Raw genomic sequence first — 23,487 nt, forward strand, 5'->3', positions numbered from 1 at the left:
GCGCCCCCTCGGGCCGACCGCCTTGGGCGGCACGAGTGATCGCTGCCCTCTCGCGCTCGCGCCCTGCGCGAAGGACACTCGTAGGCAATGGAGTTGCCGCCGGAGGGGGACGGGACATGCGGGACGGCCATCGGGCTGATGCCGAACGGCTGTTGGCACGGGCGGTGGAGGAGGAGGTACGGCGCTCCGGCGGACGTACCGACGGAGCGGTCCTGCTGTCGCGGGCGCGTGGCGCGTTGGACGCGATGGCCGAGACGTCCGCGGAGGAGTACGAGGCCTACACCCGCGCGCTGGACGAGGCGGAGGCCGGGCGGCTCACGTTCGCGCAGCGCTACGCCAAGGAGGGCGCCGGAACTCCCCTGCTGGTGGCGGCCGTTGCCGCTCTCGCGGCCGCCGTCTCCGACCTGGTCCTGGGCACGGACGCGGGCACCGCGCTGGGCGCCGGCGTGGCCGTCGGCGTCGTGGCCGCCGCGGCGACGGTGGTCAAGGTGGCCGGCTCCCATCTGCCCGCCGCCCACCACCGCGCCGGCGCCGCGAGCCAGCCCGGCGGGCCCGAACAGCTGCGGCTGCAGTGGCTGACGGCGCTGGAGGTGCGCGGCATCCGCCCGTTCCTGGACCAGCAGCGCGTCCTCGCCGCCTCGACCGGCCCGAAGAAGACGGGCCCGCAGCTGCGCGGCACCGACAAGAGCGCGGCGGCCCGCGGGCGGAGCGTGCTCGCGCAGTCGTTCGGCCAACTTCCGGAGCCGGTCGGCGCGTTCGCGGGCCGGCGGCAGGAGATGGCGCGGATCCGGCAGTGGGTGCAGGCCTCGCGGGCGGCGACGGAGACGCGTCCGACGGTCGTCGTGCTGCACGGTGCGCCCGGCAGCGGCCGTACGACGCTCGCCGTACGGGCCACGCACGACCTGAAGGACTACTTCCGCGGCGCCTGTGTGGTCGATCTGCGCGGCGGCAGCCCGGAGGAGTCGCCGCTGTCCACCCGTGACGCCCTGCTGCATCTGCTCAACCGGCTGGGCGCGCCCCGCGAGCAGCTGTTGTTCCGTGAGCGTTCCTCCCCCGACCAGCAGGTCAAGCGGCTGAGCGAGCTGTACCACCAGCATCTGACGGGTGTCGCGGTGACGATCGTCCTGGACGACGCCTCGGACCCGGAGCAGGTCCGCACGCTCGTCCCGGAGCGTTCCGACAGCCTGGTCCTGGTCACCGCCCGCGAGCCCCTCGCGCTGCCCTCCGCGCTGCCGGCGGACGTCCATCAGCTGCCGGTGCAGGCGCTGGACGCGGCGGGCGCGGAGGAGCTGCTGGACGCGGCGGCGCAGGACAGTTCCGGGCCGTACGACGCGGATTCCGCGGACCGGATCAGACAGCTGTGCGGCGGGCTGCCGCTGGCGCTGAGCATCGCGGGGTCCTCGCTGGGGCCGCGCTCACCGCGCCAACTGGCCACGGACCTCGGGGCGTACGGACCGGTCGAGCCGACGGAGCGGGCGCTGTGGCTGCGCTACACCGACCAGTCGGAGACGGCCCGGCGGCTGCTGCGCCGGCTCGCCCTGGCCGGCCGTGCCTCGCTCGGCGCCGCCGCGGCGGCCTCCCTGCTCGCCACCGATGAGACGGAGGCCACCCGCCATCTGGTGGCCCTGTCCCGCGCGGGCCTGATCGACCATGTGCGGGGCAACCGCTACCGGCTGCACGACCTGGTCCGCGCCTTCGCACAGGCCCGTCTCCTCGACGAGGAGGACCCGGCCGAGCGTACGGCGGCGCAGGAACGTCTGATCGTGAACTACGCGGATCTCGCCGACTCGGTGCTGCGTCTGGTCGACGGCAACATGTCGACCCGCTCGGACCGCTTCAGCCCGCACGGTTTCACGTCCCTGGACGAGGCGCTGCGCTGGCTGGACGACGAGTCGAGCTTCATCACCTCCACGCTGCGGCACGCGGAGGGCGTGAACCAGGCGGCCGTGCTGAACCTGCTGGGCGCCCTGTGCGACTACTGCCTGCTGCGCGGCGACCTCTACCGGCTGGGCGAGATCAGCGAGCTGGCGCAGGCCGTCGACCAGGGCCTGCTGGTCCGCTCGGTGCAGTGGCGCACCGGTATCGCGGCCCGTCAGCTGGGCGAGCTGGACAAGGCCCGGACGACCCTGACCTCGGTCGTGGATCTGTACATGGAGGCCCACCACGACGCGGGCGCCGCCCGGGCGCTGTGCTCCCTCGGCATCACGCTGCACCACCAGGGCAACCTGACCGAGGCGACGGCGCGGCTACGGGAGGCGCTGGAGCTGCAGTCGGTTCCCGAGCTGGCGACGGACCGGGCCTGGACGATGCACGCGCTGGCGGCGGTGGAGCGGGACCGCGGCCATCTGCCGGAGGCGATGCGGCTGCTCACCGAGTCCCTGGTGCTGCACCACGCCGGTGAGTCCCTGCACGGCGAGGCCTGGGCCCACTTCCAGCTCGGCCAGCTCGCTCTGCGGATGGGTGACGTACCGCGCGCGGAGGCGGAGCTGCGGGCGGCCCTGGACCGGTACGGCCGTACCCGCGACGCCCGTGGCGAGGCGTGGGCGCTGACCCAGCTGGCGCGCGCCCGGCTGGTGGCCGGCGATCCCTCCCCGGCGGTCGACGGCCTGCGCCAGGCGGCGGCCCGCCACCGGGAGAACGAGGACGCGCGCGGCGAGGCCTGGACGGTCTACTACCTGGGCCAGGCCCTGGAGGAGACCGGCGACCTGGATCAGGCGGTGCGCGAGCTGGAGCGCTCCCGGACGATGTTCTCCCGGATGCGGGACGTCTACGGCCTCGCGTGCGCCCGGCACCACTCGGCCCGCGTCACCCGCGACCAGCGGGCGGCCCAGACGGGGTCGCTGCGCAACTCCGGCTTCGCCCGCCAGCTCCTGGTCGACGCCCGCGCCGACTTCCAGCGCATCGGCGTCGCCCACGGCGAGGCGTGGACGTGTCTGGAGCTGGCGGTGGTGGACGCGGGCAACGCCCGCACCCAGCAGGCCCTCGCCCTGTGCGACGAGGCGGCGGGCCTGTTCGCCTCCTACGGCGACCGCCGCGGCGAGGACTGGGCCCGCTTCCTGCGCTGCACCCTGCTCCCCTACGCGGCCCCCGGGGGTGTGGAGGTCGGCACCGCGGTCGCCCAGGAGGATCTGGCCGAGCTCGCCCGCACCGACCACCTCCTGCGCGACGCGAAGCTCGACGACTACGTGGGGGCGTACCAGCTGCTGCTGGAGCGGGGGGTGAGTCTGGAGGCGGGCTGGCAGGCCTGGCGGCTGGGGATGGTGCCCAGCCGGCATGCGCGGGAGGTCATGGGAGTGGCGGTGCCGGCCAGACAGTGACCGGCACCGCCCTCCGCCTCGTCAGCTCTGGCGCGCCTCGGTGTCGGCGGAGGTCTTCCCGGACTCGGCGTCCGGGTCCGTCGGCTCCTTGAACTTGACCTTGCCCATGTGGCGGTTCATGGACTTCATCAGGGCCCACACCGCCAGGGCCATCGCCGCGAAGACGATGAAGCCGAGGACGCCGGGGGTGACCTTGTTCTCGTCCACCTCCTTGGCGAGGGGGGCGAGGTGCGTCATTGCCAGGCTCACGCTTGCGCTCATGTCAGGCATTGTCCCGGACGCCCGCGAAGAGGTCGTCCTCGGGGAGGGAGGTATCGACGAGGGACTTGGCGAGCTCGTACTCCTCGGTCGGCCAGACCTCCTTCTGGATCTCCATCGGGACCTTGAACCAGCCGCCGTCGGGGTCGATCTGCGTGGCGTGCGCGATCAGCGCCTTGTCGCGGATCTCGAAGAAGTCGGCGCACGGGACGTGGGTGGTCAGGGTGCGCTCGGTGCGCTCGAATTCCGCCCACCGCTTGAGCCAGTCCCCGTACGGCGACTCCATGCCGCGCTCCAGCAGCGCGTTGTGCAGCGCCTCGGTGCGCGGGCGGTTGAAGCCCTGGTTGTAGTACAGCTTCAGCGGCTGGTACGCCGGCCCGAACTCGGCCTCCGGGTACTTCTCGGTGTCCGTCGCGCCCTCGAACGCCACCATCGAGATCTTGTGGGTCATGATGTGGTCGGGGTGCGGGTAGCCGCCGTTCTCGTCGTAGGTGGTGATCACCTGCGGACGGAACGAGCGGATCTGCTTCACCAGCTCGCCGGCCGCCTTGTCGACGTCCTCGAGCGCGAAGCAGCCCTCGGGCAGCGGCGGCAGCGGGTCGCCCTCGGGCAGGCCGGAGTCGACGAAGCCGAGCCACTCCTGCTTGACGCCGAGGATCTCGCGGGCCTCGTCCATCTCCTTCTTGCGTACCTCGTGGATGTGCTCCTCGATGTACTTGTCCCCCTGGAGCTTCGGATTGAGGATGGAGCCGCGCTCCCCGCCCGTGCAGGTCACGACCAGCACGTCCACCCCCTCGGACACGTACTTCGCCATGGTGGCCGCGCCCTTGCTCGACTCGTCGTCGGGGTGGGCGTGCACGGCCATCAGTCGCAGCTGGTCAGTCAAGACTCAATCCTTGGTAAGTCGGCGCCCCGGTGTCTTCGGGTGCGATCGGCGGCTTCTATAGTGACCGAATCGGGGGGCGAATAATTCCGGGGTACGGCTCCGGGGGTCCCGCACCGAGAGGACGATCATGAGTACGGCGAGCACTCAGCTGCCCGAGGGCCGCTACGGTCGCTCCTCGGACGAGCGCGCCGACCGCAAACTCAAGATCGCCGGGACGGTGCTCGGCGCCCTGCTGGTGGCGCTGATCGGTTACTTCGCCTACCACTACGTCGGCCAGAACAAGATCAGCGGCGAGGTCATCACCTTCGAGCCCCACAAGGACTCGGTGCAGATCCATCTGGAGGTCCGCAAGGACTCGGGTACCTCCGGCTACTGCACGATCCGCTCCCAGGCGGCGGACGGCACCGAGGTGGGCCGGGCCGACTTCCGCTTCACCGGGAGCGCCACCCGCGTCGACCGGGTCCTCACTCTGCGTACGACGGCCCCGGGCACCACGGCGGAGCTGCTGGGCTGCCACGCCGACTGACGTCACCCGGATACGTGACGGCTGACCTGCGGCGACGTAATTCTGATGGCTTATGTCCTCCCCCTTCGGCCGCTGAATTGTTAGGCTCGTGGTTTCGCCCATCCGTGAAGGAACATTCTTCTGGGTAGGGCGATGCTTTGTATTCCCAGTACCTACGAGGAGCACCTGTGACCCAGACCAGCGAGAACGTCACCTGGCTGACCCAGGAGGCGTACAACCAGCTCAAGGCCGAGCTGGAGTACCTGTCTGGTCCCGCGCGCACGGAGATCGCCGCCAAGATCGCGGCCGCGCGCGAGGAGGGCGACCTGCGTGAGAACGGCGGGTACCACGCGGCCAAGGAAGAGCAGGGCAAGCAGGAGCTCCGTGTGCGCCAGCTGACCCAGCTCCTGGAGAACGCCAAGGTCGGCGAGGCCCCGGCGTCGGCGGATGGTGCCGTGGCGCCCGGCATGGTCGTGACGATCGCCTTCGACGGCGACGAGGACGACACGATGACCTTCCTGCTGGCATCGCGCGAGTACGCGAGCTCCGACATCGAGACCTATTCGCCGCAGTCCCCGCTGGGCTCCGGCGTGATCGGCCACAAGGTCGGCGAGGACGCCGAGTACGAGCTGCCGAACGGCAAGAAGGCCTCCGTACGGATCCTCAAGGCCGAGCCCTACAACGGCTGACCCAGGCCCCCTGCACGCCCTTGGCAGGCCCCCGGCGTCCCGGTGACGCCGGGGGCCTTGTCATGCGGTCGGGTCATGCAGTGGTCATGCGGTCGAGGTCACGCGGTCGCCGAGCGGTACTTGCGCACCGCGAGGGTCCGGAATATGACGATGATCAGCGCCGAGTAGATCAACGAGGCCCACACCGGGTGCACCATGGGCCAGGCGCCGGACGCCGACTGGCCCGGGTTCGCGAACAGCACGCGGCAGGCCTGCACCGTGGCGCTGAAGGGGTTCCACTCGGCGATGTGCCGCAGCCACGGGGTCATGTGGCTGGTGTCCACGAAGGCGTTCGAGATGAACGTCACCGGGAACAGCCAGATCAGCCCGCTGGAGGTGGCCGCCTCGGGGGTGCGCACCGACATGCCGATCAGGGCGCCGATCCAGGTGAAGGCGTACCCGAGCAGGAGCAGCAGGCCGAAGGCGCCGAGGACCTTGGCGGCGTTGGTGTCGCCGTTGGAGCCCACGCGCCAGCCGACCAGCAGGGCGACCACGGCGAGGACGACGAGGGTCAGTGCCGTCTGCACCAAGTCCGCCAGGGTGCGGCCGGTCAGCACCGCGCCGCGGGCCATGGGCAGCGAGCGGAAGCGGTCTATGAGGCCCTTGTGCATGTCGTCGGCGATGCCCGCGCCGGAGCTGGCGGTGGCGAAGGTGACGGTCTGCGCGAAGATGCCCGCCATCAGGAAGTTCTTGTAGTCGGTGGCGCTGGTGCTGCCGCCGATCTGCATGGAGCCGCCGAAGACGTAGGTGAACAGCACCACGAACATGATGGGCTGGATGAGCCCGTAGATGATCATCTCCGGGATGCGGGACATCCGGATCAGGTTGCGTTTGGCGACGACCATCGAGTCCCGGAAGGACTGGCTGACCGGGTTCGTGCTCGGCGCGACCCGCACGGCGTCGGTGACGGCGCTCACTTGGCTGCCTCCTTCTTCTGACCGCGTCCCTTGGGCCCGGCCTGCTCGTCGGTCTCGGCTTCCTTGATCTCGGCGACATGTCCGGTCAGGGAGAGGAAGACGTCGTCGAGGGTCGGGCGGCGCAGCCCGATGTCGTCTATCTCGATGCCACGGACGTCCAGCTCGCGGATCACCTCGGCGAGCAGCTTGGCGCCGCCGGTGACGGGCACGGTGAGCTTGCGGGTGTGCTCCTCGACGGTGAGCTCGCCCTTGCCGAAGCCGGCGAGGACCTCCCCGGCGACCGTGATGTGCTCGCGCTCGTGCACCACGACCTCGACGCGCTCGCCGCCGGTGCGGGCCTTGAGCTGGTCGGAGGTGCCGCGCGCGATGACGCGGCCGTGGTCGACGACCGCGATGTCGTGCGCGAGGTGGTCGGCCTCTTCCAGGTACTGGGTCGTCAGCAGCAGAGTCGTGCCGCCGGAAACGAGCTGTTTGATGACCTCCCACAGCAGCTGGCGGTTGCGCGGGTCCAGGCCGGTCGTCGGCTCGTCCATGAACATCACTGGCGGGGAGACGACGAGGGCGGCCGCGAGGTCGAGGCGGCGGCGCATACCGCCGGAGTAGGTCTTCGCGGTCCGGTCCGCGGCGTCCGTGAGGTCGAACTGGTCCAGCAGCTCCGCGGCGCGGGCCTTCGCCGCCTTGGCCTTCATCTGGTAGAGCTGGCCGACCATCTGGAGGTTCTCGCGGCCGGTCAGGTACTCGTCGACCGCGGCGAACTGGCCGGACAGGCCGATCGAGCGGCGCACCTCGTTCGGCTGCTTGAGCACGTCGAGGCCGGCGACGACGGCCTTTCCGCTATCCGGTTGCAGGAGGGTCGTCAGACAGCGGACAGTGGTCGTCTTGCCCGCGCCGTTCGGCCCGAGCAGGCCCAGCACGGTGCCCTCGGGGACATCGAGGTCGACGCCGTCCAGAGCCCTTACGTCCCCGAAGGTCTTCACCAGACCTTCGGCATAGATGGCGCCTGGCATGTGAGTCTCCACGTCGTCGGGGATTCTTCGAAAAGGGCCTAGGCAAGCCTAGGTTTGTGCGATTTGTTCCGCCTGAGGGATGACGCGGCGGCGGCCACGAGACACACCATAACGCGATGTATCGCGTCCCTCAATCGATTTACCCGATCGAGTGACATCGAGCGACGAAGAGCCCCTGAGCAGGCCGTTCCGCTTGATGCGGGCGGCCCGCGACCAGTCGAGAACCTCAGCCGAAGACGGCGTGACCCGCCCTCAGCCGATGACCGTGTAACCGGCCTCGCGCAGCGCCCGGCCGACCTCGGCGCAGTGCTCCGGCCCCTTCGTCTCCAGGTGCAGCTCGACCTCCGCCTCCGTGAGCCCGAGCCGTGGATCGGTCCGTACGTGACTCACATCAAGGACGTTAGCGTCCACCACTGACAACACCCCGAGAAGCGTCGCGAGCGCCCCCGGCCGGTCCGTCAGCCGCAGCCGTACGGCCAGGTAGCGGCCCTGCGCCGACATGCCGTGCCGCAGCACGCGCTGCATCAGCACCGGGTCCACGTTCCCACCGGACAGCACCGCGACGACCGGGCCCGCGAAGGATCCGGGCTCGCTCAGCAGGGCGGCGACCGGGCTCGCGCCGGCCGGCTCGACGACCAGCTTGGCCCGCTCCAGGCACAGCAGCAGCGCGGCGGCGAGCTGGTCCTCGCTGACCGTGCGGACCTCGTCCACCAGCTCCTGGACGATCCCGAACGGCACGTCTCCGGGCCGCCCGACCTTGATGCCGTCGGCCATCGTCACCGGGCTCTCGACCGACACCGGGTGCCCGGCCGTCAGCGAGGGCGGATAGGCCGCCGCGCCCTGCGCCTGTACGCCCACGATCCGCACGTCCGGCCGCAGGGCTTTCACCGCGACCGCGATACCGGCCGCGAGGCCTCCGCCGCCGATGCCGATGACGACGGTCCGCACCTCCGGGCACTGTTCCAGGATCTCCAGGCCGACCGTGCCCTGCCCGGCGATGATGTCGGGGTGGTCGAAGGGGTGGATGAACACCGCGCCCGTCTCGGCCGCGTACGCCTGCGCGGCGGCCAGCGTCTCGTCGACCACCTGCCCGTGCAGGCGTACCTCGGCGCCGTACTCGCGCGTGGCGCTGATCTTCGGCAGCGGCGCGCCCCGCGGCATGAACACCGTCGCCCGCACGCCGAGCAGGGAGGACGCGAGGGCGACGCCCTGCGCGTGGTTGCCGGCGCTCGCCGCGACCACCCCGGCGGCCCGCTCCTCCGGCAGCAGCCCGGCGATCCGGACGTACGCGCCGCGCAGCTTGAAGGAGCCCGTCCGCTGGAGGTTCTCGCACTTGAAGTGCACCGGCGCGCCGACCAGCTGGGACAGATGCCTGCTGCCCTCCATCGCCGTCACCCGTGCCACGCCCGAGAGCATCTTCTGGGCGCCCCGAACGTCGTCGAGGGTCACGTGCCGCAAGGAGTCAGCCGTGCTGTAGCTCATGACTCAAGCATCGCAGTTCACAGGGTCCCGCGACCGGTGTGACCAACCTCCGAGACTGGTTTGCGCAGCGCCGGTACGGCCCGCCTTCCGGCCGCGTACTCTGTCCCCCATTCACAGACCACTTTCATGAAGCGAGCCTCCGGCCATGCCCACAACACCTGAAATGTCGATGGACATGACGACCGTCGGTGACAGCGGTCTCCTCGACGCGCTGCAGCACGAGGTGGCGGTCTTCGCCCGGCGTGCCGAACAGACCCGGCTCGGGGGGGTCGGGCAGGTGCGCAACTCCATGGACCGGGCCGCATACCTGCTGCTCAACCGCCTGGACAAGGAAGGTCCAATGGGCGTCAAGGCGCTCGCCGCCAGCATGGGCATCGACTCCTCGACGGTCACCCGGCAGGTGGCGCCGCTCGTGGACACCGGGCTCGTCAAGCGCACCTCGCACCCCGAGGACGGGCGCGCGGTGGTGCTCCAGCTCTCCCCGCGCGGGCTCTCCCGGCTGGAGGAAGTGCGCTCCTCCAGGCGACAGTTGATGGCGGAGTTGACCCAGGACTGGGAGCAGGAGGAGCGCGAGGCGTTCTGCGCGCTCCTGACCCGCTTCAACACCGCCCTGTCCGCCCGAATGACGGCCCAGGGCGTTCCGGGCCCGGAGGCGTCGTCCCCGTCGTAGACACTCGGCACGCGTACGACGGGGGACGCGTGCGGGGGTGGGGGCGTGGCGATCAACTCGGCAGGGGGCGCTTCACGCGTGCGGGGGTAGGGGCGTGCCGGCTTCACGCGCGGGTACGTACGTGCGCCGCGCCTCACGGGTGTGCGTCGGGGGCTGCACGCGCGCGTGCGTGTACGTCGGGGGGCCGGGCGTGTTGAAGCGTCGGGGGCTCCGCGCGCGTACGACGTCGGGGAGCTGCACACGTGCGTGGGTGCGTCGGGGGGCTGCTCCACGGATCTTGGTGCACCGGGGGCTCCGAGGGTGCGAGGGTGCGTCGCCGGGCTCCGGAGCGGGCGTGGCTGTGCCGGTGGCTGCTTCGCTGCGCGCGGGGGCTTCGCGGGCTCCGAGCGCGTCGGCAGTTGCTGCGCGCGTGCATAAGTGCGTCGCGCTGCTCCGCCCACGCGATGACGACTGCTTTGGCGGCTGCTGCGCGCGTGTGTGCATGAGTACGCCAGGGGGTTCTGCGCATCTGTGGGTACGCCGGGGGCTCCGGGCCTGCGTGGGTGCGTCGGCGACCGCTGCGCGTGCGTTGGTGGGTGCGTCCCGGGGGCCCGCGCGTGCGTTGGGTCGGGGGATCCGGGTGTGTTGCGGTTGTAGCGCGGCTCTTGACCGTGGGGCCACATCTGGCCTCATATGAGACCGGGCCCGTCGTACACGGTTCCGGATGCCGTACGCGGCCGGGCCCCGGTTCGGCAGGGTCGCGTCAGGGCGGGAGGCGCGGTGCGACAACGGCAGGCGTTGCAGGGCGCCCGCCGGGCCCGGGACTTCGAGGCGTTCGTCGCGGGCGCGGCAGGGCGGCTGCTGCATGCCGCCACGCTGCTCACCGCGGAGGCCCCGGACGACAACCCGCGCGCGCGGCGCCTGCTGACGCTGGCCCTCGCCCACACGTACATCTCCTGGAACCGGCTGCGCGGCGAGGACCCGTACGACCGCGCCCGCCAGTACCTGGCCACCCGCTTCGCCCGCGCTGCCTGGCACCAGTACGGCGGTCTCGGCCGCGCCCGGACCCACCCCGGCGCCGCCCTGGCCGCGCTCGCACCGCAGGAACGCCTGATCCTGGTCCTGCGCCTCTACGAGGGCGTAGCCGAGGAGCAGACGGCGGCCCTCCTGGGCCTGCCGGTGGAACGGGTCCGCACGATCTGCGACCGCGCGACGACCACGCTGCTGCAACCTCCGCGCAGTCCCGCTCCGGCCGTGGTGGGGGCGAAGGTGGCACCGTCATGAGGCTCCGCGACGGCGGGATGAGGAGCACCCGCGCGGGTCACGCCGGCGTGGCGGTCGTACGCGCGCGGCGCGGACCAGATGCAAGCGGACGGGGGTGGCACGGGTGAACCGGACCGAGCGGGAAGCCACCGTACGGCGGATCATGGAGCAGGCGCCGCCGCCCGTCCCGCCGGACCTGTACGCGGAGGTCATGCGGCGGGGCGCCCGTATGGTGCGCCGCAGGAGGCTGGTCCGCCGGACGCTGTGGCTGCTGCTGTGCGCCGTGGCCGTGGCGTTCCTCGTGTGGGCCATGATGGCCCGCCCGTGGGTGGAGCCGCCCTCGCAGACGACTCCCCCGTACACGGGCTGGTGAGCCGCGCGGGCGGCTAGCCGAGCGCCTGCTGCAGGTCCTCCAGGAGGTCGTCCACGTTCTCGATGCCCACCGAGAGGCGGACGAGGTCGGCGGGCACCTCGAGGGCCGAACCGGCCACGGACGCGTGCGTCATCCGTCCGGGGTGCTCGATCAGGGACTCGACGCCGCCCAGGGACTCGCCGAGCGTGAACACCTTGGCGCGGTTGCAGACCTCGACGGCCGCCTCCTCGCCGCCGGCCACCCGGAACGACACCATGCCGCCGAAGGCCCGCATCTGCTTGGCGGCGACCTCGTGGCCGGGGTGCTCGGGCAGACCCGGGTAGAGAACGTGCGTCACGCGTGCGTGCCGGGTCAGCATGTCGGCGACCTTGCCGGCGTTCTCGCTGTGCCGGTCCATCCGCACGGACAGCGTCTTGGCTCCGCGCAGCACCAGCCAGGAGTCGAAGGGCCCGGCGACCGCGCCCATCGCGTTCTGGTGGTACGCCAGCTCCTCGCCGAGCGTCTCGTCGGCGACGACCAGGGCACCACCGACGACGTCCGAGTGGCCGCCCATGTACTTGGTCAGGGAGTGCACGACGACGTCGGCGCCGAGCGCCAGCGGCTGCTGCAGGTACGGCGTGGCGAAGGTGTTGTCCACGACCAGCCTGGCGCCCGCGTCACGGGCGGCGTGGGCGAGGGCGGCGATGTCGGTGATGCCGAGCAGCGGGTTGGAGGGGGTCTCCACCCACACGGCCTTGGTCTTCGGGGTGATGGCGGCCCGTACGGCGGACGGATCGCTGGTGTCGGCGACCGACCACTCCACCCCCCACCGGGCGACGACCTTCGCGAACAGCCGGAACGTGCCGCCGTACGCGTCGTTGGGGATGACCACGTGGTCGCCGGGGCTGAGCAGCGTACGCAACAGGCAGTCCTCGGCCGCCAGTCCGGACGCGAACGCGAGGCCTCGGCGCCCGCCCTCGAGGGCGGCGAGGTTCTCCTCCAGGGCGGTCCTGGTCGGGTTGGCGCTACGGCTGTACTCGTAGCCGCCGCGCAGACCGCCCACGCCGTCCTGCTTGTAGGTCGAGACCTGGTAGATCGGCGGGACGACGGCGCCGGTGAGGGGATCGGCGGTGTTGCCCGCGTGGATCGCGAGGGTCTCGAAGTGCTGACTGATGTGCCTGTCGCTCATGGGCACCGAGGGTAGTGCGCTTGGGGGGCGAGTGACGGACGCCGAGGCCGGAGCGGTTCCACGGTCGGGATTACCCTCGGTTCCGGAGCCGGCCGGACACCGGGCCGCGGGAGTTATCCACAGGTGCGCCGACCGGGTTGGCCAATTGTCCGAGGCGTCTGGAACGCTTGAGGCATGGAAATTCTCTGGGTCCTGATCGCGCTGGTCATGCTCGGCTTCGTGCTGCTCCCGGTCATGCGGCGTCGCCGGGGCATGATCGAGCAGGTCCCACCGGGCCACCCGGACGCCGCGGACCCCGCGAACTACGGCTTCGTACGCGAGGAGGAGCTGGACGTCCGCATGCCCGGCCCCGACCAGGACCTGCTGGACGTCCTGGACCTCGTGCAGCGCACACAGGACTACCGCGCCGCCTCCCAGCTGCTCGCCGGCACGGAGGCGGAGGGCGAGCTGCGCTGGCAGCGCGTGCAGGCCTTCGCCGGCGCCGCGTCGCTTGAGCTGCAGCAGCGGCCGGGCGGGGTCAGCGAGACGCCGGGCGGGCAGTGGCTGCGGGTGTGGCGGGCCGAGCAGCCCAAGGACGCGGGCGGGGCGGCCGTGCACGCGGAGTTCCTGGCGCAGCAGGCGTGGCGGACGGCGACGCGGGGCACGGACGAGTTCCGGATCATCATGGAGGAGGCGAGGGCGGCCTGCGGCGACGCGGCGCTGCTCGCCCCCGGCGACCCGGTCCCGTACATCGTCGAGCTGTCGGTGGCGCGCGGACTGGCCTATCCGCGTCCGGAGTTCGAGCAGCTGTGGCTGAAGATCCTGGACCGCGCCCCCGCGCACATGGGCGCACATCTGGCCGCGCTGCACTACTGGTGCGAGAAGTGGCACGGCTCGCGGCAGCTGGCGTACTCCTTCGCCGAGTCCGCGGCGGCGAGAGCGCCGCAGGGCTCGCTGCTGGCCGCCATGCCGCTGTTCGCGGTCTTCGAGCACCTGCCCGAGGTGAACCTGGTCAGCGGCTTCTACCAGAGCGAGGTCGTCACAAAGGCGATCCACGGAGCGCTGCACGCCGTCCACTCGGCCCGCCCGGACGACCCGATGCTCGCGCACGTACGCCATCTGCTGGTCTTCTTCCTGGTCCGCGCCGAGCGCTGGTCCGAGGCGATGAACCAGCTCATACACATCGACGGCCACATCGGAGCCCTCCCCTGGACCCTGTCCGCCGACCCGGCGGCGGAGTTCGCGGTGTACCGGGCACTGGCGGTGGCGGGCTACGAGGCGAACGGCGGCAGCCCGGCGACGCTGCCGCAGTGACCCGTCCGGCCTTCGGAATTCCGCCCCAAGCTTGGTGATCCGGTCGAGACGGCCCGCGGTCGGATCCGGAAATGAATGGCCGGCAGGGATCGACGGGCGGCACGCTGTCCGCCATGGATGAGCCGCAACACAGGATCCGCGCGCTGCACACCGCGACCACGATCACGGTGTACCAGGCATACGCTCCGGAAATCGGCCTGCCCGCCGTCGAGGAAGGCCGATTTCCCGCGGCGTGGAAACGGGACAGGATGACATGGATCAAGCCGTCTTTCCTGTGGATGATGTACCGCTGCGGCTGGGCCGCCAAGGAGGGGCAGACGACCGTCCTGGCTGTCGAGATCAGCCGTGATGGCTTTGACTGGGCACTTCGCAACGCGTGCCTGTCGAGCTACGTCCGCGGGCTGCATCCCGACCGAGCCGACTGGCAGCGTCAGTTGAAGCGTGCGCCCGCTCGCGTGCAGTGGGACCCCGAGCGGGACCTGTGCCTGCAGCCGTTGCCGTACCGATCGCTGCAACTCGGCCTCACCGGTGAGGCCGCGCGACGCTACGCGGACGAATGGACGGTCGCCATCCGCGACGTGACCCCACTCGCGCACGAGATCCAGGCCCTCGTCCGGGACGGGGATCTGGACTCGGCGGCCCGACGCCTGCCCCGGGAACGTGCCTATCCGGTCGAAGACCTGTCCCTCACCCACTTGTTGGGATGACCCGGGACACGTACTGCGACTTGAAGGGCGGGGCGCCCGTCGGCCGGCCAGTTCCTCAGCCGGGGCTTTCCCCGTTCCAGGGGGGATGAGACGAAGGCTCCTCGCCGCCCCGGTGGCAGAGGCACCCGCGCCCTGGCTGCGCGTCGCGTTCGCTCAGGTCGGTGGCCTTCTCGGGATCGGCTTCGCCTCGCATCCCGACACCGGCCGGGACTTGGTGATGGTCATCTCGCACGACGGCCACGGGCTCTTCGACGCCGTCACGAGGCTCTTCGACGCCGTCACGGGGGAGAAGATCGCGCGGGACCGTGAACCGGACGCCGAAGACGACAAGCGTGACGCGGATCCCGCCGCGTGGTGTCCTGGGTTGAGGCCGGTCACCAGAAGCAGGGTCCGCACAGCAGGGCTTTACGGCGGAGGACTGCACACCGCCGGCGGAGACGGTTGGAAGCTGGAGGTCGTTGCCCCGGCCTGGCCGAACGAGCGTGTCCTGCTCTCACGCGACGGCGGCCTGCCGCACTCCGGTCCCCACGGGGAGGGTTGGTGGCACATCTTCCACTCCCACTACTCCGAGCTCCGTGCGGCTGGATTCTCGCCCTCCGGGCAGACCATTGCCGTAGCGACGAGCAGCGATCTGTCCCTCTGGACTCGCGCCGCCGACCACCGAGCCGCCGTAGTGGCGACCGACGATCAGCTGTGACCCGGGGGTCGAGGTCGTCGGTCTGCGGATCATCTTCGCTCGCGCCCGGCGGGCGGAGGCGTTGGCCTCCGCCCGCCAGGGGTGTCAGGGAGCGTCGATGAGGCCGTACTTCGGGACCGTCACCGTGCGGGACCCCGGCGTGCCGCCGAGGACGACCTTGCGGTAGGTGATGTTGTTGGCCGTGCTCTGCTCCTTGAGCCGGTTGTCCGGGTTGGCGATGACCTGGATGTAGTAGGTGCCGTTCGGCAGGTCGGAGACGTCGAAGGACTGACCGGGCCGGTACTGGCTGTAGGTGTCGCCGTTGCCGACGTCGAGCACCTCACGCACGGACACCGCGGTCTCCTCGCCGCAGGCGGTGGCGAGGTCGGTGTTGTACGGGTGCCAGTTGGCGTTCTTCACCGTGTAGTCGATGGAGTCGGTGTTGGCCAGGCAGAAGGCCTCCTTGCCGCTGCGGACGATCTCCTTCTTGTCCGCGCCGAGCAGCCGGTAGCTGGCGAAGTCGCTGAAGTGCCAGTGCTGGTGACCGTCCCGCGGGTCCCACTCCATGGTGCCGGTCGGCGTGTAGCCGACCTGCTTGCCCTTGGCGTCGTAGAAGTACTGGTAGGCGTCCATCTTCTCGGCGCCGGGCTTGCGGAACCCGTCCACGACCAGCGGGGAGGGGCCGCCGTTCCAGACGGTCGCGCTGAAGGCGAGGTAGTCCTTGCCGGGAGCGGCGCCCGCTCCGCCCTCGTCCCCGTTGGTGATCGCGATGCCGTACGCCGGGAGGGCGCGCAGGTCCGGCTTGGGCACGTCGGCGGGGACGGCCGCCCTGCCGACCGGGCGGTGCGCGGCCGGCTGAGGGCTCTTCGAGGCGTTCTTCCGCCCGCGCCCGGCACCCACCAACCCGTGGCCCTCTCCGGAGTCCTGACGGACCGTCACCTTGATGGTCTGGGTCTTGTCCGGCATCCCGAACAGGTCGCGGTACTTCTTCGCCACCGACACCTTCGCGGTGTAGACGCCGGCCGGCAGGTCGACCGTGTCACGCTCGCGGAAGCCCTGGGACGTGGCCGCGGCCCAGCCCTTCTCGACACCCCACACCCCGCCGAGCGTGAACGGGTTGTCGGAGCAGCTCTCGGGGTAGTTCGAGGTGGCCGGGGCGTCCGGCCTGATGCGGCCGGCCCGGTTGTTCGGGCAGAACGACTGCGTGGTGTCGGCCACCTTCGCACCCGACGCGTCGCTGATGCTGACCTTGAGGAAGTCCGGCAGGCCCGAGAAGTCCTTCACCAGGTCCTTCGGCAGGGTCTTGGTCACGGTCCGGCCACCGGAGTGGATCACCTGCGAGGCGACGATCGGGTCGTTGTAGGACTTTCGCGTCACCCGCATCTCGAGCGGTCCCCCGTCGACCGTCACATAGGTGCCGAGATCCAGGTAGACGCCGGCCTCTCCCTGGTACCGGTCCAGGGTCACCGAGGTGGCAGCGGCGATGAGGTCGAGCTTCGGTGTACCCGCCTGTGTCGCCGCTCCCGCGCCGGGCGCCGCGAGGGTCCCGGCGGCGCCGACGGTGAGGGCGGCGGCGGCGATGAGCGCCGAACGCCGTAAGGCCGTGGGGTGGTGTCTGGTCATGAGTGCTCTCTCTGCGTCTGGTCGGGACGAGTCGTGCACGTGGTGCAGGCACGGTAGGAGTTGCTTGTGTGCCATCTGTGAAAAGGGTGAGAAGCCCGTCGAGGTTGCCTGAGGACCGGAAATCATGTCCCCACAAATTCGGTTGCCGCGGCACCCGCGCATGCGGGCTAATGCCACCCATGGCCGACATCGAGGGCTCGTACGACGATCTGTTCACCGCGGTCCCCAACGCGCTGGGCGCGCTGCTGGACGCCGGAGACACGGGCGGCTCGGTGGCCGTCTTCGTGGACGGTGAGCCCGTGGTGGACGTGTGGGGCGGGTTCGCCGACAAGGAGCGCACCGTGCCGTGGGGGCGGGACACCCTCGTCGGCGTCTTCTCGGTGACCAAGACGATGACGGCGCTGTGCGCGCTGGTCCTCGCCGACCGCGGCGAGCTGGATGTGGACGCCCCGGTGGCCCGGTACTGGCCGGAGTTCGCCGCGGCCGGCAAGGACGGCGTGCTGGTACGGCATCTGCTGTCGCACACCGCCGGGCTGCCCGACTGGGAGGGGCCGGTCGAGGAGATCTACGACTGGCGGGCCGCCACCGCCCGTCTCGCCGCGCAGGCTCCGCTGTGGGAGCCGGGCAGCGCGGCCGGGTACCACTCGCTCACCCAGGGGTTCCTGGTGGGGGAGGTGATCCGGCGGGTCAGCGGCCGGAGCGTGGGCGAGTTCTTCGCCGACGAGATCGCCGGACCGCTCGGCGCGGACTTCCACATCGGGCTCGGCCCCGAGCACGATCACCGCGTGGGCCCGGCCGTTCCGCCGCCGTCGCGGGACGAGGACTACGCGGCGAGTGCGCCGGGCGGGCCCGAGGTGCCCACCGCCGCGACCGCGATCAGGCTCCGGGACGGCAACAGCCTGGCCTGGCGGCGGGCGCAGATCCCCGCGGCGAGCGGCTTCGGCAACGCCCGTTCGGTCGCCCTCGTCCAGTCGGTACTGGCCTGCGCGGGGACCGTGGACGGGGTGCGGGTGCTGTCGCCCGCGTGGTGCGAGAGCGCGGTGCGGGAGCAGTTCAGCGGCGACGACCTGCGCCTGGGCATGCCGATGCGGTGGGGCCTCGGGTACGGGCTGTTCGGCGGCACCTACGGATGGGGCGGCTGGGGCGGCTCCCTCGTCATGATCGACCCCGAGGCGCGGATGGTGGTCGCCTACGTGACCAACCAGATGCGTGAACCCGGTGACGACAACCGGGGGCTGGAGATCGTCATGTCCGCGTACGACGGGGTGCAGGGGCTGCGGGCCTGAGCCGGACGGGGCAGGCCGACGGCCTCACCACGGCACCGGCGTCCCGTCCCAGGAGAAGAACTGCCCCGTCGGCCCGTCGTCGGGCAGCAGTGCCAGGCGTACGGCACCCTCGGCGCCCTCCGCCGGGTCGCCGCCCACGGCCTTCGCGCCCGGCACCAGGTCGGTGGCGCGCAGTCCGGGAGCGAGGGCGTTGACCTTGAAGCCGTCCTCGGCGAGTTCCTGGGCGTGGAGCAGGGTGAGGAGGTTGAGGGCGGACTTGGAGGCGCGGTAGGCGGCGGAGCCCGGACGGCCCGGGGTGAACTGGGGGTTGGGGTGGGTGCTCCAGGTCAGTGAGGACGTGCCGCTGGAGATGTTGACGATGCGTGGGTGTGCCGAGCGGCGCAGGACCGGCAGGAAGGCGTTGGTCACCTCCAGGACGCCGATGACGTTCGTCTCGTAGGCACGGCGGAACTCCTCCGCGCTCGACTCGGTCGGCGGGTCGAGGGAAGGGTTGATGCCCGCGTTGTTGACCAGGACGTCCAGGTGCTCCACCTGTGCGGCGGCCTTGGCGACGGAGTCGGGGTCGGTGACGTCGAGGACCAGCGGACGGGCCCGGCCGCCGATCTCCTCGACGGCCCGCCGGCCGCGACCGGCGTCCCGCGCGCCCACGTACACGGTGAAACCCTCGGCCGCGAGCCGCGCGGCAATATGGCGGCCGATTCCCTTGTTGGCACCCGTGACGAGTGCGGTGCGATCGTTCATGTGGGCCACGGTCCTCCGGCCGGTCCGGGTCTGCCAGGGACGACCTGTACCAGGCAGTGGGCGAGCCGGGGTTCGCCGAAGGAGGTGGGCGGGTGCCGAGGCAGGAGTTGGCACGGTTCCTGCGGGAGCGGCGCGCGGGGCTGCGGCCGCGGGACGTGGGGCTGCCGGACGGCGTACCGCGCCGCACACCGGGGCTGCGGCGCGAGGAGCTGGCGGAGCTGGCCCATATGTCGGTCGACTACTACGTACGGCTCGAACAGGCCCGTGGGCCCCGGCCGTCGGCGCGGATCCTGGACGGGCTCGCGGGGGCGCTGCGGCTCAGCCGCGCCGAGCGCGACCATCTCTTCCGCCTCGCCGGGTCGGCGGCGCCACCGGGTGCCGGTCCGGTGCGGAGCGTACGGCCGCATGTGGCGCGGATGCTGGAGCGGCTGCCGGAGACGGCGGCGATCGTGACGGACGCGGCGTACGGGCTCGTCGCATGGAATCCGCTGGCGCAGGCGGTGTTCGGCGGTGACCTCGGTCGCGGGACGACCAACCTGGCCCGGCGGCGCTTCCTGGGCGAGGGGCGGATGTACGACAGTTCCAGCGCCGAGGATTTCGGGCCCATCGTGGTGGCACGGCTGCGCAGGGCCGCGGACCGGTATCCGCATGACCCCGGGCTCGCCGCCCAGCTGGCCCGACTGCGGGCCGGCAGCGCGGAGTTCCGGGAGCTGTGGGAGGACCGGCCGGTCCACGCGCCCGGCCACCGCACCAAGACCGTCGACCACCCGACCGTGGGCCGCCTCCACCTCAACTGCGACGTCCTGCTCGTCCCCGAGGACGACCAGGAGGTCGTCCTGATCACCGCGGACCCGGGCACCCCGTCGGCCGGCGCTCTGCGCCACCTCGCGCACGTGCCCCAGTGACCGGAGCGGCGGAAGCCGTCGTGCCTGCGGCGTGCCGGGTGAGGGCACCTCGGACGCCCACACAGGAGCAGCCCGGGGCAGCCCGGAGGGCACGGAGTCGCTGGCGCCGCGGATCGTGCCCGGGGTCCTGGCCGGGGGCCGCTCCCGGACGGACCGGGGGTGGTGGTTCGGGCGCGACCGTCGGGGTCGTGCTCGCCGGCAGCCCCGCCTGTCAACTGCCGTTGCTGGCTGCTCCCCGCCGACAGGAGACGGGAATGGAGGCCGATCGTGCCCGGTTTGCCGGCCGGGGGCCGCTCCCCCGGCCGCTAGGAGACGGTACGGGGGGCGGATAGTGCCCGGTTCACAGGCCGGGGCCGCTCCCGGGCCGGCCAGGGACGGTTCGGGCGCACAGCCATCGGGGTCGTGCCCGCCGCCGCGGCGACGGGGCGACGGCGACCGGCCGGCTTCGCCTCGTCGACGTCGTCCTGGCCGGCCCGCCGCCTTACCCGCGCCTCTCAACTGCCGTTACTGGGCCACTCCCCCGGGCCGCTAGGAGACGGTACGGGGGGCGGATAGTGCCCGGTTCACAGGCCGGGGCCGCTCCCGGGCCGGCCAGGGACGGTTCGGGCGCACAGCCATCGGGGTCGTGCCCGCCGCCGCGGCGACGGGGCGACGGCGACCGGCCGGCTTCGCCTCGTCGACGTCGTCCTGGCCGGCCCGCCGCCTTACCCGCGCCTCTCAACTGCCGTTACTGGGGGGCTCCCCCGGCCGATAGGGGACGGGCACGGGGGCCGGACCCGGGTCAGATCGTCGAGGTGTCGATCACGAAGCGGTAGCGGACGTCGCTGGAGAGCACCCGCTCGTACGCCTCGTTGATCTCGTCCGCGCGGATCAGCTCGATCTCGGCGCCGAAGCCGTGCTCGGCGCAGAAGTCCAGCATCTCCTGGGTCTCCTGGATGCCGCCGATGCCGGAGCCGGCGAGGGTCTTGCGGCCGCCGATCACCGAGAACAGGTTGAGCTTGACGGGCTCCTCGGGCGCGCCGACGTTCACGAAGGCGCCGTCCGTCTTGAGCAGGGACAGGAAGGCGTCCAGGTTCAGCGGGGCCGAGACCGTGGAGAGGATCAGGTCGAAGGTGCCCTTGAGGTCCTTGAAGGTCTGCTCGTCGCTGGTCGCGTAGTAGTGGTCGGCGCCCAGCTTCAGCCCGTCGTCCTTCTTGCGCAGGGACTGCGAGAGCACCGTGACCTCGGCGCCCAGCGCGTGCGCGATCTTGACGCCCATGTGGCCGAGGCCGCCCATGCCGAGGATCGCGACCTTCTTGCCGGGGCCGGCGTTCCAGTGGCGCAGGGGCGAGTAGGTGGTGATGCCGGCGCACAGCAGCGGGGCGGCGACATCGAGGGAGAGGCCGTCGGGGATGCGGACGACGTAGTTCTCGTCGACGACGATCTTCTCGGAGTAGCCGCCGTACGTGGGCTCGCCGTCCTTGCCGATCGCGTTGTACGTGCCGACGCCGCCCTTGAGGCAGTACTGCTCCAGGCCGGCCTGGCAGTTCTCGCACTCGCGGCAGGAGTCGACCAGGCAGCCGACGCCCACGCGGTCGCCGACCTGGTGCCGGGTGACGCCGGAGCCCACCGCGGAGACGACGCCCGCGATCTCGTGACCGGGGACCATCGGGAAGATGGCCTCGCCCCAGCCCTCACGGGCCTGGTGGATGTCGGAGTGGCAGATACCGGCGAACTTGATGTCGATCAGCACATCGAACTCACCGACCTCGCGGCGCTCGATGGTGGTGCGCTCCAGGGGAGCCTTCGCCGCGGGGGCGGCGTATGCGGCAACGGTGGTCATGCCGGGATTCTCCTAAGCGGGGGTTCGCGCCCGGCTGCCTTCTGTCGTTCCGTCCGGGCACGGTGATCAGCATGCCCTGCCCCGGCCGATCCACCCAGGCCACGCTTCTGCGTACGTCCGGTGTTCCTACCACTGGCGGGGTCAGGCTGCTGGGCGTACGACCGTGAATACTTGCCGTATGGACGAACAGCCCGAGGCCGTACAGGGGGCCGGCGGCGCCCTGGACCGGCGTGCCGAGCTCAGTGAATTCCTGCGCACCCGGCGGGCCCGGCTGAAGCCGGAGGACGTGGGGCTGCCGGACTTCGGCCGGCACCGGCGGGTGCCCGGGCTCAGGCGCGAGGAGCTGGCGCAGCTCGCCGGGGTCTCCGTGGCGTACTACACCCGGCTCGAGCAGGGCAACGGGCGGAACGTGTCGGCGGAGGTGCTGGACTCGATCGCGCGGGCGCTGCGGCTGAGCGACGCCGAGCACAACCACCTCACGCACCTGGCGAAGCCGAAGCAGCACAAGAAGAAGCCCGCGGCCCGGACCGAACAGGTGCGGGGCGCGCTACGGCAGCTGCTGGACACGATGGACGGGGTGCCGGCGTACATCTCGGGGCGGCGCGGGGACATCCTCGCCTGGAACCGGATGGCCGCGGCCGTCTTCGGCGACTGGGGGGAGCTGCCGGCCCAGCAGCGGAACTGGGCGCGGCTGGTGTTCCTGACGCCCGAGTACCGCGATCTGTTCGTGGAGTGGGAGCAGAAGGCGAGCGACATCGTCAGCTTCCTGCGCATGGAGGCGGGCTGCTACCCCGACGACCCGCGGCTGTCCGCGCTGGTGGGCGAACTCTCCGTCAAGAGCGAGGAGTTCCGGCGGCTGTGGGCCACGCACGACGTCCGGGAGAAGAGCTACGGCGTCAAGCGGCTGCGGCATCCGCTGGTGGGCGATCTGACGCTCAACTACCAGTCCTTCCGCCTGGCCGACGACGACGGACAGGCGATGACGACGTACCACGCGGAACCGGGCTCTCCCTCCGCGGAGGCCCTGCGGCTGCTGGCCAGCTGGGGCGCGGACGCGACCCGCGCGGGGCGGGTCAGCCCCGATACGGCGGCATGACCCCCCACCCCCACCTGGGCACCGGCTGCTCCGCCGGAGGTTTGGCGTCCGGGCCGGAGAAGTACAGCGCCAGCCTCGTCCCCCACTCGATGTAGGCGAGGAACGCCGAGCGGAACTCCGCGTCGGTGGGCAGACCCACGTCGTCCGCCGCGTCCTGGATGAGGTTGACCCAGCGGCGGCGCTGCGGCTCGGTGATGTTCTTGGCGAAGTGCTTGGCGACCATGTGGCCGTGGCCGCCCTGGGTGAGGGAGTAGGCGGGCGGGCCGCCGAAGACCTCGGCGAGCCACAGGGCGACGTGCTCGGCGTGGTCGGGGGCGAGGTCGGCGAAGAGCGGGGCCAGCAGGTCGTCCTTGAGGACCCGGTCGTAGAACGCCGTCGTGAGGCGGGAGAAGGCCTCCGCGCCGCCCGCCCAGTCGTACAACGACGGTACCGACGCGCCCCTCCCCCGGACCGTGGTCGGCTTGTAGTGGCGCATCTCCTCGATGTGGCCGACGTAGGGCTGGATCTCCGCCAGGAACTGCGGGAACAGCTCCGAGTCGCGGAAGCCCTCCATGTGGTCCTGTGTCGAGGTCCAGGTGATGCGCAGGACGTAGTGCTCGAAGTCCTCCTCGCAGCGCGCAAGTTCGTAGTCGACGCACTGCGGTGCCTCGGCCAGCCGGCCGGCGGCGCGGGTGTAGGCGGCCAGGAACTCGGCCGAGCGGTCCTCCGGGATGCGGTACCGGATGTATTCGACGGTCTCGGTTGTCATGGGTTCACGGAAACACGGAAGCCCCGCCGGAGGCTGC

General features: G+C 71.5%; 22 protein-coding genes. 12 read left to right on the forward strand and 10 right to left on the reverse strand.

Annotated features, from left to right (window positions below; all coding sequences use genetic code 11):
• Window positions 1-116: 116 nt before the first annotated feature.
• Entirely contained in the window at window positions 117-3,317 is a 3,201-nt protein-coding gene (locus tag ABZZ74_RS06825; RefSeq protein ID WP_356762244.1) for a tetratricopeptide repeat protein, read from the forward strand.
• Between the two features lie 21 nt (window positions 3,318-3,338).
• Here the strand turns inward: ABZZ74_RS06825 and ABZZ74_RS06830 are convergent, their stop codons facing one another.
• Entirely contained in the window at window positions 3,339-3,587 is a 249-nt protein-coding gene (locus ABZZ74_RS06830) for a hypothetical protein (protein WP_356762245.1), read from the reverse strand.
• Complete coding sequence (gene mca / locus ABZZ74_RS06835) at window positions 3,580-4,461, reverse strand: mycothiol conjugate amidase Mca (RefSeq protein ID WP_356762246.1); 882 nt, start codon at window positions 4,459-4,461, stop codon at window positions 3,580-3,582. The genes ABZZ74_RS06830 and mca overlap by 8 nt, the downstream gene beginning before the upstream one ends.
• A gap of 127 nt (window positions 4,462-4,588) precedes the next feature.
• Here mca and ABZZ74_RS06840 point away from each other — a divergent pair, with 127 nt between their 5' ends.
• Both ABZZ74_RS06840 and greA read left to right on the forward strand, forming a co-directional pair.
• Window positions 4,589-4,987, forward strand: coding sequence for a DUF4307 domain-containing protein (locus ABZZ74_RS06840; RefSeq protein WP_356762247.1), 399 nt, complete (start codon window positions 4,589-4,591; stop codon window positions 4,985-4,987).
• 167 nt (window positions 4,988-5,154) lie between these two features.
• Window positions 5,155-5,655, forward strand: coding sequence for a transcription elongation factor GreA (gene greA, locus ABZZ74_RS06845; protein ID WP_240862790.1), 501 nt, complete (start codon window positions 5,155-5,157; stop codon window positions 5,653-5,655).
• A gap of 98 nt (window positions 5,656-5,753) precedes the next feature.
• Here the strand turns inward: greA and ABZZ74_RS06850 are convergent, their stop codons facing one another.
• The 3 genes from ABZZ74_RS06850 to ilvA form a co-directional block, all read right to left on the reverse strand.
• On the reverse strand, window positions 5,754-6,611 hold the full coding sequence (locus ABZZ74_RS06850; protein ID WP_356762248.1) for an ABC transporter permease: 858 nt from the start codon (window positions 6,609-6,611) through the stop codon (window positions 5,754-5,756).
• Window positions 6,608-7,618 (reverse strand): ATP-binding cassette domain-containing protein, encoded by a 1,011-nt coding sequence (locus ABZZ74_RS06855; protein WP_133048945.1) that lies wholly within the window; start codon window positions 7,616-7,618, stop codon window positions 6,608-6,610. Before ABZZ74_RS06855 ends, ABZZ74_RS06850 begins: the two co-directional genes overlap by 4 nt.
• 252 nt (window positions 7,619-7,870) lie before the next feature.
• Window positions 7,871-9,100, reverse strand: coding sequence for a threonine ammonia-lyase (ilvA, locus tag ABZZ74_RS06860; RefSeq protein WP_356762249.1), 1,230 nt, complete (start codon window positions 9,098-9,100; stop codon window positions 7,871-7,873).
• Window positions 9,101-9,263: 163 nt separating this feature from the next.
• Here ilvA and ABZZ74_RS06865 point away from each other — a divergent pair, with 163 nt between their 5' ends.
• The 3 genes from ABZZ74_RS06865 to ABZZ74_RS06875 all read left to right on the forward strand — a co-directional run bounded on the left by ABZZ74_RS06865 (window position 9,264) and on the right by ABZZ74_RS06875 (window position 11,385).
• Complete coding sequence (locus tag ABZZ74_RS06865; RefSeq protein WP_356762310.1) at window positions 9,264-9,770, forward strand: MarR family transcriptional regulator; 507 nt, start codon at window positions 9,264-9,266, stop codon at window positions 9,768-9,770.
• Window positions 9,771-10,529: 759 nt separating this feature from the next.
• Complete coding sequence (locus ABZZ74_RS06870; RefSeq protein ID WP_356762250.1) at window positions 10,530-11,033, forward strand: sigma factor-like helix-turn-helix DNA-binding protein; 504 nt, start codon at window positions 10,530-10,532, stop codon at window positions 11,031-11,033.
• Between the two features lie 103 nt (window positions 11,034-11,136).
• Window positions 11,137-11,385: a hypothetical protein gene (locus tag ABZZ74_RS06875; protein ID WP_356762251.1), complete on the forward strand. Its 249-nt coding sequence runs from the start codon at window positions 11,137-11,139 to the stop codon at window positions 11,383-11,385.
• Between the two features lie 13 nt (window positions 11,386-11,398).
• On the opposite strand, the gene ABZZ74_RS06880 is transcribed toward ABZZ74_RS06875, so the two are convergent.
• Complete coding sequence (locus ABZZ74_RS06880; protein WP_356762252.1) at window positions 11,399-12,553, reverse strand: cystathionine gamma-synthase; 1,155 nt, start codon at window positions 12,551-12,553, stop codon at window positions 11,399-11,401.
• Between the two features lie 174 nt (window positions 12,554-12,727).
• On the opposite strand from ABZZ74_RS06880, the gene ABZZ74_RS06885 reads away from it, so the two are divergent.
• From ABZZ74_RS06885 to ABZZ74_RS06895, 3 genes are all read left to right on the forward strand, one after another.
• Window positions 12,728-13,846 carry a hypothetical protein gene (locus tag ABZZ74_RS06885; protein ID WP_208782444.1) on the forward strand — a complete coding sequence of 373 codons (1,119 nt, stop codon included), beginning with the start codon at window positions 12,728-12,730 and terminating at the stop codon, window positions 13,844-13,846.
• 113 nt (window positions 13,847-13,959) lie between these two features.
• The gene (locus ABZZ74_RS06890) at window positions 13,960-14,553 is read left to right on the forward strand and encodes a DUF4291 domain-containing protein (RefSeq protein ID WP_356762311.1); all 594 of its coding nucleotides are present in this window, start codon (window positions 13,960-13,962) and stop codon (window positions 14,551-14,553) included.
• 85 nt (window positions 14,554-14,638) lie between these two features.
• The gene (locus ABZZ74_RS06895) at window positions 14,639-15,250 is read left to right on the forward strand and encodes a hypothetical protein (protein ID WP_356762253.1); all 612 of its coding nucleotides are present in this window, start codon (window positions 14,639-14,641) and stop codon (window positions 15,248-15,250) included.
• Between the two features lie 84 nt (window positions 15,251-15,334).
• Here ABZZ74_RS06895 and ABZZ74_RS06900 read toward each other — a convergent pair whose 3' ends face one another.
• Window positions 15,335-16,852 (reverse strand): lysyl oxidase family protein, encoded by a 1,518-nt coding sequence (locus tag ABZZ74_RS06900; RefSeq protein WP_356762254.1) that lies wholly within the window; start codon window positions 16,850-16,852, stop codon window positions 15,335-15,337.
• Between the two features lie 179 nt (window positions 16,853-17,031).
• On the opposite strand from ABZZ74_RS06900, the gene ABZZ74_RS06905 reads away from it, so the two are divergent.
• Window positions 17,032-18,138 carry a serine hydrolase domain-containing protein gene (locus ABZZ74_RS06905; protein ID WP_356762255.1) on the forward strand — a complete coding sequence of 369 codons (1,107 nt, stop codon included), beginning with the start codon at window positions 17,032-17,034 and terminating at the stop codon, window positions 18,136-18,138.
• 24 nt (window positions 18,139-18,162) lie between these two features.
• Here the strand turns inward: ABZZ74_RS06905 and ABZZ74_RS06910 are convergent, their stop codons facing one another.
• Complete coding sequence (locus ABZZ74_RS06910; RefSeq protein WP_356762256.1) at window positions 18,163-18,879, reverse strand: SDR family oxidoreductase; 717 nt, start codon at window positions 18,877-18,879, stop codon at window positions 18,163-18,165.
• A gap of 92 nt (window positions 18,880-18,971) precedes the next feature.
• Here ABZZ74_RS06910 and ABZZ74_RS06915 point away from each other — a divergent pair, with 92 nt between their 5' ends.
• Entirely contained in the window at window positions 18,972-19,784 is an 813-nt protein-coding gene (locus ABZZ74_RS06915) for a helix-turn-helix transcriptional regulator (protein ID WP_356762257.1), read from the forward strand.
• Between the two features lie 781 nt (window positions 19,785-20,565).
• Here the strand turns inward: ABZZ74_RS06915 and ABZZ74_RS06920 are convergent.
• Window positions 20,566-21,606: an NAD(P)-dependent alcohol dehydrogenase gene (locus ABZZ74_RS06920; protein ID WP_356762258.1), complete on the reverse strand. Its 1,041-nt coding sequence runs from the start codon at window positions 21,604-21,606 to the stop codon at window positions 20,566-20,568.
• A gap of 178 nt (window positions 21,607-21,784) precedes the next feature.
• Between ABZZ74_RS06920 and ABZZ74_RS06925 the strand changes: the two genes are divergently transcribed.
• Window positions 21,785-22,702, forward strand: coding sequence for a helix-turn-helix transcriptional regulator (locus tag ABZZ74_RS06925; protein ID WP_356762259.1), 918 nt, complete (start codon window positions 21,785-21,787; stop codon window positions 22,700-22,702).
• On the opposite strand, the gene ABZZ74_RS06930 is transcribed toward ABZZ74_RS06925, so the two are convergent.
• Entirely contained in the window at window positions 22,680-23,450 is a 771-nt protein-coding gene (locus tag ABZZ74_RS06930; RefSeq protein ID WP_356762260.1) for an antibiotic biosynthesis monooxygenase, read from the reverse strand. The two genes, ABZZ74_RS06925 and ABZZ74_RS06930, sit on opposite strands and share 23 nt — an antisense overlap.
• Between the last annotated feature and the right edge of the window lie 37 nt (window positions 23,451-23,487).

The organism is Streptomyces sp. NPDC006476 (assembly GCF_040612015.1).
GTDB classification, from domain to species: domain Bacteria; phylum Actinomycetota; class Actinomycetes; order Streptomycetales; family Streptomycetaceae; genus Streptomyces; species Streptomyces griseorubiginosus_B.